Source organism: Nocardia sp. CC201C (assembly GCF_030010695.1).
Taxonomy (GTDB): domain Bacteria; phylum Actinomycetota; class Actinomycetes; order Mycobacteriales; family Mycobacteriaceae; genus Nocardia; species Nocardia otitidiscaviarum.
Map to the genome: position 1 here is coordinate 1 of NZ_JASCXP010000018.1, position 11381 is coordinate 11381.

The 11381-nt window shown below is 71.1% G+C and carries 10 protein-coding genes; 7 read left to right on the forward strand and 3 right to left on the reverse strand.

All coding sequences use genetic code 11. The features are described 5' to 3' along the window. Nucleotides 1-8: 8 nt before the first annotated feature. Nucleotides 9-314: a hypothetical protein gene (locus QK444_RS03600; RefSeq protein ID WP_280355297.1), complete on the reverse strand. Its 306-nt coding sequence runs from the start codon at nucleotides 312-314 to the stop codon at nucleotides 9-11. 156 nt (nucleotides 315-470) lie between these two features. On the opposite strand from QK444_RS03600, the gene QK444_RS03605 reads away from it, so the two are divergent. Continuing rightward, nucleotides 471-4655 (forward strand): trypsin-like peptidase domain-containing protein, encoded by a 4185-nt coding sequence (locus tag QK444_RS03605; protein WP_282777035.1) that lies wholly within the window; start codon nucleotides 471-473, stop codon nucleotides 4653-4655. Between the two features lie 160 nt (nucleotides 4656-4815). After that, nucleotides 4816-5184, forward strand: a complete 369-nt coding sequence (locus tag QK444_RS03610) for a winged helix-turn-helix domain-containing protein (RefSeq protein WP_282777037.1) — start codon at nucleotides 4816-4818, stop codon at nucleotides 5182-5184. A 324-nt stretch (nucleotides 5185-5508) separates the two neighbouring features. Here the strand turns inward: QK444_RS03610 and QK444_RS03615 are convergent, their stop codons facing one another. Then, nucleotides 5509-6174, reverse strand: coding sequence for a sigma-70 family RNA polymerase sigma factor (locus tag QK444_RS03615; RefSeq protein ID WP_282777038.1), 666 nt, complete (start codon nucleotides 6172-6174; stop codon nucleotides 5509-5511). A gap of 170 nt (nucleotides 6175-6344) precedes the next feature. Here QK444_RS03615 and hemB point away from each other — a divergent pair, with 170 nt between their 5' ends. The 4 genes from hemB to QK444_RS03635 all read left to right on the forward strand — a co-directional run bounded on the left by hemB (nucleotide 6345) and on the right by QK444_RS03635 (nucleotide 8980). After that, nucleotides 6345-7322: a porphobilinogen synthase gene (gene hemB / locus QK444_RS03620; RefSeq protein WP_282777039.1), complete on the forward strand. Its 978-nt coding sequence runs from the start codon at nucleotides 6345-6347 to the stop codon at nucleotides 7320-7322. Further along, entirely contained in the window at nucleotides 7319-7858 is a 540-nt protein-coding gene (locus QK444_RS03625) for a hypothetical protein (RefSeq protein ID WP_282777040.1), read from the forward strand. Before hemB ends, QK444_RS03625 begins: the two co-directional genes overlap by 4 nt. 274 nt (nucleotides 7859-8132) lie before the next feature. Further along, complete coding sequence (locus QK444_RS03630) at nucleotides 8133-8714, forward strand: hypothetical protein (protein ID WP_282777041.1); 582 nt, start codon at nucleotides 8133-8135, stop codon at nucleotides 8712-8714. After that, nucleotides 8714-8980, forward strand: a complete 267-nt coding sequence (locus tag QK444_RS03635; RefSeq protein ID WP_282777043.1) for a hypothetical protein — start codon at nucleotides 8714-8716, stop codon at nucleotides 8978-8980. Before QK444_RS03630 ends, QK444_RS03635 begins: the two co-directional genes overlap by 1 nt. Nucleotides 8981-9154: 174 nt before the next feature. Here the strand turns inward: QK444_RS03635 and QK444_RS03640 are convergent, their stop codons facing one another. Beyond that, on the reverse strand, nucleotides 9155-9541 hold the full coding sequence (locus QK444_RS03640) for a hypothetical protein (protein ID WP_282777045.1): 387 nt from the start codon (nucleotides 9539-9541) through the stop codon (nucleotides 9155-9157). Between the two features lie 152 nt (nucleotides 9542-9693). Here QK444_RS03640 and hemL point away from each other — a divergent pair, with 152 nt between their 5' ends. Continuing rightward, nucleotides 9694-11028, forward strand: coding sequence for a glutamate-1-semialdehyde 2,1-aminomutase (gene hemL / locus QK444_RS03645; protein WP_282777047.1), 1335 nt, complete (start codon nucleotides 9694-9696; stop codon nucleotides 11026-11028). Nucleotides 11029-11381: the final 353 nt, after the last annotated feature.

Genomic DNA, 11381 nt, shown 5'->3' on the forward strand with positions numbered 1-11381 from the left:
GGTGTGGTTCAGCGGCGGGCTTGCATGAGGCGGCGGACCATGCGGCAGGTGGTGGGGGAGGGGGGATGGACGCCGATCACCTCGGCGGTGTGGTGGATCTTCTCGTCGGTCACCTGGTCGGGGGTGAAGGCGCCCGCGTCGAGCAGGGCGATGGCCAGGCGCATGGCCTTGAGGCGGCGGTTGTGGGCGATGTACCAGGAGCGGGGTCGCCCGGCGGGGAGCGGCTGTTTGACGAGCGGACGCCAAGCCTGGGCGATGGGGTCCCCCTTCTTCGGGACGGTTGCGGTGGGCAGGGTGGCGATGGCAGCGAGCACGGTCGATCCTCTCGTCGCGATCGGGGCCGCCCGGTGCGATCCCTCGAACACATATTCGATTGTACCGGCAACCTACGACAAAATCCGCTGCTCACCATGGGTGGTGCGGCCGCATCCCGGTCGCGATTTCCCGCACGGCCTGCCAAGCTGTCAGCTATGTCTGCCGTGTTTCCCGGTGCCGGGCGGGTGGGCGCCGCGGTGGCACGGGTGCTGGATGGGAACGGCGCCGCCGTCGGCACCGGCTTCGTGATCGGCCCCGGCCGCGTCGCCACCTGCGCCCACGTGGTGACGGCCGCCGTCGGTCCGGCCGCCGACATCGCGACAGCCGTTGTGGCCCTGGACTTCCCGCTGCTCGACGGCGCACCGCGGGCCACCGCACGCGTGCACAGCTGGGATCCGGTGCGCACGGACGGCCGCGGCGATATCGCCGTCCTCGAACTCGACGATGTGCCCCACGCCGATCTCGCCCCGCCGCCGCTGTGGCGCGCGGATCGCCCGTGGGGCCGCGAATTCCGAGCTGTCGGCTTCCCCACCGAACTCACCGACGGCGTCTGGGCGTGGGGCGAGTTCCGCGCCCCCCAGGGCTCCGGCTGGCTGCAACTGCACGCCGCCGACGGTGCGCAGCCGCTCACCGGTGGTTTCAGCGGTGCACCGGTTTGGGATGCGGGCAGTGAGGCCGTGGTGGGGATGGCCGTGGCCGCCGACCGCCGCCGGCTGACCCGCACCGCGTTCATGATCCCGGTGAACGAGGTGCTCGGCCTCGACCCGGATTCGCTGCCGAACCCGTATCGCGGCCTGGAACCTTTCGGCGAGAACGATTCCCACCTGTTCTACGGGCGCGGTTCGGATATCGACCGCGTGCTGGCGGCATTGGCTGAGCTGTCCGTGGTGGCGGTCGTCGGCCGCTCCGGAATCGGCAAATCCTCCCTGGTGCGCGCGGGCGTGGTGCCGCGCCTGCGCGCCGAGGGTGTGCGGGTCGTGTACCTGAGTGCTGAAACATCATGGACGACAGCTGAGCCCGAAGTGTCGCGGACGGCAGCAGATCCTGAAGTGTCGCGGGTGGCAGCCGAGTCCGAAAAATCTTGGGCGGCAGTTGAGTTCGAGATCGGCCCGGCACCGAGCGCTGCTCGCGCCCCGGCCGCCGGAACCGGCGACGGTGCCGAGGTGTCGACGGTGCTGGTGGCGGACCAGTTCGAGGAATTGGTGGCGACCGACCCCGCCCGCGCCCGGGAACAGCTGGGCGACCTACTGGGTCGCGCCGCGGACCCGTCCGTACGGCTGCTGCTCACCCTGAGCTGGGATGTGCTGGAAGTGCTGGCCGACGGCGACCTCGGCCACGCCCTGGACCGCGCCACCATCGCCCTCGCACCCATGGGCCGCGAGCAGTTGCGCCAGGCCATTCGGGGTCCCGCCGCCCATGCTCCCGGCGTGGACCTCGATGACGACCTGGTGGAACGCCTCGTCGACGACACGGTCGGCGAACCCGGTGGACTGCCACTGCTGGAATCGGTGCTGACCGAACTGTGGGAGCAGCGTCGCGGTGGCCGCCTCACCCTCGCCGACTACGAGGCTGTCGGCCGCGCCGCCGCCTCCATCGCCCGCCGCGCCGAGCGGGTGTTCGGCCAGTTCACCGCTGCGGCCGACCGTCGCGCGGCCCGTCGACTGCTGACCATGCTGGCCGCGCCGCGCGGCGACGGCTTCGTCCGGGTGCCGGTCTCCATGCGTGACGTACCCGAATTGCGCTCGGTGGCAGGACGATTGGCGCGGGAGCGGCTGGTGGTCACCGGCCGTGGCGCGGATGACGCCGACGTGGTGGAACTGGCCCACCAGTCGCTCATCGGCAACTGGCCCCGGCTGCGCGAATGGCTGGAGTCCGACCGCGACTTCCTGGAATGGCAGCAGCGCACCGAGCGCGCCCGCCGCACCTGGGTGGCGCACGGGCGCGACGACGGCGAACTGCCGCGCGGCGGCGCCCTCCAGGACGCGGAGGAATGGTTGAGCCGCCGACCCGACGACATCGCGGATCCATTGCGCGAGTACGTATCCGCCGGTATCCGGGTGCGACGGCGCGAGGTGGCGCGCTGGCGGGTGCTCACCGCCGTGCTGGCGGTGCTGACCCTGGTGGCGGCGGGCGCCGCGGCGGTGGCGTACCGCACCGGTGAACAGCGCGAGCAGGCCCTGCGTTCGCTGGCGGGCGTCGCACTGGCCGAACGGTCGCTGCAACTGGCGCAGTCGCGGCCGAATCTGGCCTTGCAGTTCGCTCAGGCCGCGGCCCGGCTCGCGCCCGGTGACCATACGGTGGAGGCGGCGCTGCTCACTCAGCAGTTGCGGTTGGCCTCGGCGGTGTCGGTGCGCACCGGCCTCGGTGAGGACGTGCGGCTGGTGGCCGCCGACCGCACCGCCGCCGTGGTCGCGATCGGTGACGGCGACGGCACCGTCACGGTCTGGCGCGACCTGTTGGACGGTGGCAGTGAGCCGTGGCGGCTGCCCGTGCGCGATGTCGTCTCGCTGGTGCTCAGCGCCGACGGCAGTCGGCTGGCGACCGTGAATGCCGTTGGCGGCGTTCGGCTGTGGGATGTGGTCCGGCGGACGGGGCCGTTCGAGGTACTGGCCGACGGCCCGGTCGCACCGGCCGTCACCGCGATCAGCGCGATGTTCTCCGCGGACGGAACGCGATTGGTGGTCTCCCGCGACCCGCGTCGCTCCCCGGTCCCCATCGACCACGGCAAGCGGCTCGCCACGGACGTGGGCGACCCCGATACCGTGACGACCTTCGACACCGCCGGGTCGGACCCGATGCCGCTGGCCTCCTACACCGCCGAGATGCCGTCGGAATCGCTTCCGGTGCAGGTTGATTCGTCCGGACGAAGCTGGTTCCTGGCCGTCGACGAACGCGGCGGCCAGCGGTACCGGCTGCGCGCCGCGGACGGCACCGCGCTGCGGCCCACCGATCCGGCCCAGGGCACGGTCACCGACTGCGGTGACGGTCGCCTGGGCGAGATCACGGTGCCCGAGCCCACCGGCCCGCGCGTGTACGGGGTGGGTCCCGGCTGCGCCGCCGTCCCGCCCGGCGCGGTGGTGGAGCGCGATGAGACCGGGCGCTACCTGGTCGCTGCCTTCGCCCCCGAGAGCGCGGCCTTCCAACTGGTGCACCTGGTGGATCTGGTCACGCGGCAGACGTACAAGGTGCAGGCGCGCTATCAGAGCACCGGCAGGCCGTCGTTCCTGGTGCGGCCCGGCGCGGCCGGGCCGGAGCTGTTCGTGGTCGGCGCCGATGACCTGACCCGGCACGCGCCCGCCGCCGCGGTCGGCTCCAGCGCCGAATTCGGTGCGGATCCGACCCTCATGCACTGGAGTGCCGACGGCCGCTTCGTCGCCGAATTCCACGCCGACGCCGCCCGGGTGGACCTGCGGGAGGTGCTGCCGATGGTGCGGCCGCCGGCCACGCTGACGCTCGACGGCCGCGACGCCGCGCGGATGCGGGACATGACCGTCACCGCGGACGGGGCCTACCTGGTGTTGGGCTTGGATTCGCATGAGCTGCTGGTGTATTCGGTTCCCGAGCTGCGCCCGGTCACCCGCCTGGAACTGCCGGTGCCGCTGGAATACGCCGGTCCGCACGCCCGCCGGGTGCCGGTCGCCCTGGTGGCGTCGCACGCGGACGAGGTGGCGGTGCTGCACGCCGGCTATGTGAGCCGCTGGCGGGTGGGCGCCGGAGCCGCGCTCGGGGGACCGCAGCAGGTGTGGCGTGGCCGTGCGGACTTCGCCGATATCGCGGAGCGGGCCACGGCCTTGCGTAACGGGACGGCGGTGGGCGATCTGATGATCTTCACCCGGCGCGGGCTGGTGATCTGGGACAGCGTGGCGGGCCGCCGGATACGTGAGCTGACGGGATCGGACACGGGGTGGATCGACACCCTCGCCAAGACTGTCGATCTCCCGATCGCCTACGTGTGGACGGAGGTGCGGCGGGTGGAGCGCTGGGATCTGGCGACCGGGCGGATCGTGGCCGCCCCCATCGCGATTCCGTGGGCTCCGCTGGTCGAGCTCACCCCCGACGATCTCATCGTCACCGGGTGGGTGTCGGCCAAGTTCCACATCCTCGACGCCGAGCGCGGAACCCTGGTGAACACCCAGCTACCCGCCACCGCGCTGCGATTGTGGATGGCGCGCACCGGCACCGACATCCACTTCATCACCGACCACGGTCTGCTGAGCCTGAATCTGGACCGGGAGAACATCCTGGACCGCCTGTGCGCCGTCAACGACCGCGCCTTCACCGAGGCGGAACGGAAGCTGCTGCCGCCGGGCGCGGATGCCACGCCCCCGTGCGGTGGATGATCCGGCCGCCGCACGGGTGCTGTGGACGATCCGACCACGATCCCGACCGTCCTGCATTCGCACCCAACCTTTTAGCCCGCCGAGGAGTCGTACTCCATACAGCCGGTGCGCGCCCTGCGAGGGGTACGGCGCGCACCGGCTGCACAGACCAGGAGGCACGATGCGCAAGCTGCTCAGCAGAGATCTGTCCGCACTGCTCGGTGCGACCCGGGCGGCGGTGCTGGAGGCCGTCGCCGACGGCGGCAGCACCACCGAACTCGCCCTGCGGCTCGGAATCTCCCCGTCCTCGGCCAGTGAGCACGCCGCCGTCCTGCGCGGCGCGGGCCTGATCACCAGCACCCGCACCCGAAACCAGGTGCGGCACCGGCTGACCCCACTCGGCGCGGCCCTGCTCGGCCTCGAATCCCCACCCCGCCCCGCAACGGATCCGACCCCACTCACGCTCGACCCGAAGACGGCGATCACGCACAGCCGCCACCGCCCCGAGTTGGCCCACGCCACCGCTCACCTCGGCGACCGACCGCGGTGAGACTCCAACCACCACCGCCATGTCACGTCGCGAACCCGATGCGCCTGACCGCGCCAGGCTCGCCGCACCGCCGGTACGGAGCCGGGCTCGGCATGCCGAGCGGGAGCCAGGGGATTCGCGTGGCTGCGCGGGAAGCCGTGGTGCCGCAGACTTCGGGCACGTCGCGGTGCGGGGTTTCGTCCCATGGCGCGGAGACGAAGTCTCGCGTTCGGGTCGCCGAGCGGGAGTGACGATGTGCGTGGCTGTGCCGGATTCGCCCCAGGTTCTCGTGCCGCGGGCGGGTGCCGCACGCGCTCCGGCTTAGGTCGAGATGTGAGCGCTCGCTCAGGCCGCCTGCAATTGCGCGCGGACCTTCGCGAGCGCGCCCGCCACGTACGCCTTGACCGTGCCCGCCGCCAGGCCCATCATGGCCGCGGTCTGCACGTAGGTGTTGCCCGCGTAGGTGTGCAGCACCACGGCCTCGCGTTCGCGCGGCGGCAGCTGTTCGAGGGCGGTGAGGAGGGCGTGCCGCAGCGAGATCTGTTCGTCGAAGGCGATTCCGGCCCGATCGGCGAGGGTGACGATGCGGTCCTGACCGTCGGGGTCGAGGTGGGCGCGGTCGACGGCGGTGCGCTTCCAGCCGTCCTTGATCAGGTTGCCGGTGACCCGCCACAGGTAGCCGCGCATGGCCGCGGTGTCGCGCACATCCGGCCGTGCGGCGTAGGTGCGCACCAGCGCGGTCTGCACGATGTCCTCGGCGTCGCTGCGATTGGGCACCTGGGTGACGGTCCAGCCGATGAGCCGGTGCCGTTCGGTCTCGTAGACCTCCACCAGTAGTTCGTCGAACCGGCTCGGTGCCGGTGCGCCGTCCCGGGCGATGCGCACCAGCGCACTTCCGGCATCCGGGCTGGAGATCAGCAGCAGGGGTTCGTGCGCGCATTCCCGCAGCAGTTCGCCCAGCAGTTCGGCGAGCTCCGCGTCGAATGCCGCAGATTCCCGATTCGCGTCCATTCCCACCTCGCGCCAGCCGCCGACACCGCGCTGTGCACCTTACGGCACCAACCGTCCCGTTGACCGGCGCAGTACCGAAGGGTCCGGGCGTATTCGCAGGTCAAGCGGATTCCCCGCGTGCGGGCGGACCGTCCCGCGACCCGTTCACGCCGGGGGCATATCATCGCCCTATGACCGGATTGGACCGCCCACGGCGGTTGCGCCGTACTCCTGCACTGCGTCGGCTCATCGCCGAAACCACCGTCGAGCCACGGCATTTGGTTCTGCCCATGTTCGTCGCGGACGGGATCGACGAGCCGCGCGAAATCTCCTCCATGCCGGGCGTGTACCAGCACTCCATGGATTCGCTGCGCAAGGCGGCCGTCGAGGCGGTCACCGCGGGCGTGGGCGGGCTGATGCTCTTCGGCGTGCCGAAGCCGGAGGACAAGGACGCGGCCGGTACCGGGGCCAGCGACCCCGACGGCATTCTCAACCGCGGCCTGCGGGCGCTGGTGCAGGAGGTCGGCGGCTCCACCGTGGTCATGGCCGACACCTGCCTGGACGAGTTCACCGATCACGGCCACTGCGGTGTGCTGAGCCACGACGGCGCGGTCGACAACGACGCCACCCTCGACCGCTATATCGACATGGCCCTCGCGCAGGCCGAGACCGGGGCCGACCTGCTCGGCACCAGCGGCATGATGGACGGCCAGGTGGCCGCCATCCGCGCCGGACTGGACGCGGCCGGGCATATCGACACCGGCATCCTGGCCTATGCCGCCAAGTACGCCTCGGCCTTCTACGGCCCCTTCCGCGAGGCGGTCGGTTCGTCGCTGCAGGGCGACCGCCGCACCTATCAGCAGGATCCGGCCAACCGCCGCGAGGCCATTCGCGAACTGGATCTGGATCTGGCCGAGGGCGCGGACATCGTCATGGTGAAACCCGCCATGTCGTATCTGGACATCCTGCGCGAGGTCGCCGACCGGTCCACGGTGCCGGTGGCCGCCTATCAGATCTCCGGTGAGTACGCCATGATCACCGCCGCCGCGCAGAACGGCTGGATCGACCGGCGCGGCGCGATTCTGGAGTCGCTCACCGGGATTCGGCGGGCGGGCGCGGATATCGTGCTCACCTACTGGGCGACCGAGGCAGCGCACTGGTTGTCGTGAATCGAATCGCTCCACCGACGGGCCCGCGGCCCGTCCCCGAGGATGTCCGCACCGCCACCCAACTCTGGTGGGCCGCGCTGGCCGTGGGCGTGGTGCAGGTGATCGCCGCTATGCTCGCCGAGTTCGGCCAGCGGAAGGTGCTGGCGGCTGAGCTCCTCGATCAGTTGCGGGATGATCAGCCGACGCTGGCGCGGGCCGAGGTGATGGTGATGATGACGATGGTCGTCGGGACCGTGCTGATCCTGAGCCTGTTGGGAGCGGCGGCCTTCGCAGCCTTCCAGTTGCAGCGTGGAAAGCGTTGGGCAAGAACACTTCTCATGGTGTTAGCAGTCTTTCTGGTAGTCGGCGCGGCGGGCGTCCTGTTCAGCGCGGGCGACGCGGCCCCGGGTGCGCTGCCGGGGAGCGGCGGCGTAGGTGGCATCGCGGGTCTGGTGGCCGGTGGCGCGTCCGTCGTGCAGGCGGTGCTCGCCGCCGGGGCCGTATTCCTCTGCTACCGCGCGGAATCCGACGCGTACTTCCGTCCGGGTCCGCGGTGAGCGCACCGGAGTTTGTACCGGCGGGTAGGCGCGGTATGGTGAGGACAGTCACAGGGAAATTGGGAACCGGAAGTCGGGCATCATCCGTTGGGCGATGGTGCGCTCGGCTCCGGTGGTTCGGAGGCAATGATGCGAGTGGTGATTCAGCAGCCGCACAGCCTTCGGCGAGATCTGCTGGTGCTGAGTCTGTTGATTCTGTTCGGACTGCTCACCCTCGCCGTGCTGTTGATTCCGGGGCTCGTCGGCTGACCCCCATGACCGAGACGCCGGGCCTATGACCGACGCGCCAGCGGCCCCCGCGCCTCCGGTGCTGTTCGCCGAGCCGGGTGCGCGCTGGCGGACCATCGCCTACGGCCCCGCCCTCTGCGGTCTCATTCTGGTGCTGGAAGCGGTGCGCGGCGGCGCGATCCACTGGTTCGGGCTGGCATTCTGCGCGGCGCTGCTGGGCGGATTCGTCTGGCTGCAGGTGGTCGCCGGGCGACGGCACATCAGTGTCGAACTCACCGACACCCACCTGCGCCAGGGCACCGAACTGCTGCCGCTGCGGAATATCGCGGCCGTGCTGCCGGAGGTCGACGAGGAGTCCTGGGATGATGAGGACTGGCAGTCGGCCAGGGCGCTCGGGGAACTCACCGGGGTGCCGCGGCGGCGCGGTGGCATCGGACTGAAGTTGCGCGACGGCGGGCTGGTGCAGGCGTGGGCGCGCGATCACCGCACGCTGCGCGCCGAACTCGCCGCCGCGCTGGAGCGACTGCCGGAGCTCGAGGGCCGGGATGCCGACGGCAGGGATCTCGACGGCAGGGATCTCGACGGCAGGGATCTCGAGGGCAGGGACGAGGAGAAAGGGGCGCGCTGATGCGGTGGCTCGGCGTGCTCGCCGAATTTCTTCTGGTGCCGCTGTGCGGGGTGGCGGCGGTGTGGAGTTGGCGGCGAGGTGTTCAGACCAGCTGGTACGCACCCAACGGCGATATGCCGGGCTTCGAGGCGGTGCGCTATGCGGGCCCGTGGCTGCTGCTGGCGGCGGTGGCCGTGGCGGTCGGCGGGCTGCTGCTCATCGATGCCGTGGCGCGCACGCGCCGGGACGACCCAGTGCGCACGCGGCGGACAACCGCCGGACACTGACGCGCCATCGCACCGATTGAACGCCCGCGAGGCGGACAATCTCCGAGTATGACGCTCATACCCGTGTTCTCCTGGCTGGATTTGCTACCGGTGCAGCTGAACTGCCTGCTCAGCACCGGGTGGGCGGCGTTCTGCCTGGGGCTGCCCCTATCCTGACGGCCCCTGTCCCGACGACTATCGCGTCCAGTTCTGATACACGTCCAGCACCCGCCCGCCGCGGGTGCCGGGTGCGTTCAGGAACACCACGACCGAGCCGTCGGGATGCTGCGCGGCCTCCATCAGCACCTGCCGCAGCGAGGCGTGCACGCCGCCGTCGTCGTCCCGGTAGATCCGCGTCTCCGGATGCAGACCCGCGCCCATCCGGTTCAGCGGCACGAACATGCTGACCACGGCGGGCAGCGGTCCGGACGCCACCATCGCGGTCTCCTCATGCGACAGGTGCATTCCGATACGCCCCTGATCCGGTTGGACGATCGGCACTCCCGCGCCGGCCTGTCCCGCCCCGAGCGCCAGTCCCGCCACGGCGGCGAACAGTCCCGCGCCGAAGAGTGCGATCCGCATGAAGCTTTCCTCCCGATAGTCCGAATATGCCCTGGTGCTCGAGATTACGCACCAGCAACTACACAGCGAATGAATGACGCGCCGTGTGCGTTGGACCACCCCACTACACCCTGTCGTCGACGCTGGATCGGGCGGCTGCGACACTGGAAGCCGTGAGTTCTTCTCCGCGTCTGAGCCAGGCATCGGTGCCGGTCTCCGCCCAACTCTTCGCACGCGCCGCCGAGGTGATCCCGGGTGGCGTGAACTCGCCGGTGCGGGCGTTCAATTCCGTCGGTGGGACACCGCGGTTCATCGCTTCCGCGCGCGGCTGCACGCTGACCGACGCCGACGGCAACGACTACGTGGATCTGGTGTGCTCGTGGGGGCCCATGATTCTCGGGCACGCGCACCCGGCCGTGGTCGAGGCCGTACAGCGCGCGGCGACCGGTGGCCTGTCGTTCGGCGCGCCCACCGAGGCCGAGATCGAACTGGCCGAGGCCATCGCGGCGCGGGTCGCCCCGGTGGAGCGGGTGCGGCTGGTGAACTCCGGCACCGAGGCGACCATGAGCGCGGTCCGGCTGGCGCGCGGATTCACCGGGCGCTCCAAGATCATCAAGTTCTCCGGCTGCTACCACGGACATGTGGACGCGCTGCTCGCCGACGCCGGGTCGGGCGTCGCCACGCTGGGACTGCCCACCTCGCCGGGCGTCACCGGGGCGCAGGCGGCCGACACCATCGTGCTGCCGTACAACGACCTGGAGGCGGTGGCCGCCGCCTTCGCCGCGCATCCGGGCGAGATCGCGTGCGTCATCACCGAGGCCGCCGCGGGCAATATGGGCGCGGTCGCGCCGCTGCCCGGCTTCAACGCCGGACTGCGGCAGCTCACCGCCGACCACGGGGCGCTGCTCATCATGGACGAGGTCATGACCGGCTTCCGGGTGAGCCATTCCGGCTGGTACGGCATCGACGGCGTCGCGGGTGACCTCTACACCTTCGGCAAGGTGATGAGCGGCGGGCTGCCCGCCGCGGCGTTCGGCGGTCGCGCCGAGATCATGAACCACCTCGCGCCGCTGGGCCCGGTGTACCAGGCGGGCACGCTGTCCGGGAATCCGGTCGCGGTCGCCGCCGGTCTGGCCACGCTGCGCGCCGCCGACGAATCGGTGTACGCCACGCTGGACAAGAACGCGCAGCGCCTCGGCGGACTGCTCACCGCGGCACTCACCGCCGCCGGTGTCGGTCATCAGGTGCAATTCGCGGGCAATATGGTGAGCGTGTTCTTCGCCGACACCCCGGTCACCGACTACGCCGCCGCCAAGGCCAGCGACACCTGGCGCTTCCCGGCGTTCTTCCACGCGCTGCTCGACCACGGCGTGTACGCGCCGCCGAGCGCGTTCGAGGCGTGGTTCGTCTCCGCGGCGCTCGACGAGGACGCATTCGACCGTATCGCCGCCGCCCTGCCCGCGGCCGCCTCCGCCGCGGCCGCCGCCACCCCCGAAGGATCCGCGTGAGCTCCGACCACCCCGACACCGGTCAACCGGCCCCCTCGACCCAGCCCGTTTCCACCGCCGACGCCGCCCGCCTGCTGAACTCCCTGCGCCAGGCCGAGCGGGAGACCGCCGAGTCGAGCCCGGCGGGCGATGACGAAACCGCCTCCGGCGCAAGCGCACCGGCGGCCAGCCCGGATTCCGTAGCCAGCGGCGCGGCTGCCTCTAACGCTGCGGAAAGCGCAGTGCGCGCGGCCGACTCAACCGCTGTGGAAAGCGCTGTGCACGCGGCTGCCTCGAAGGCTGCGGAAAGCGCTGTGCACGCGGCTGATTCGCGGGTGGCCGACTCTTCTGCGGCCGATGCGCACGAGCCTGCC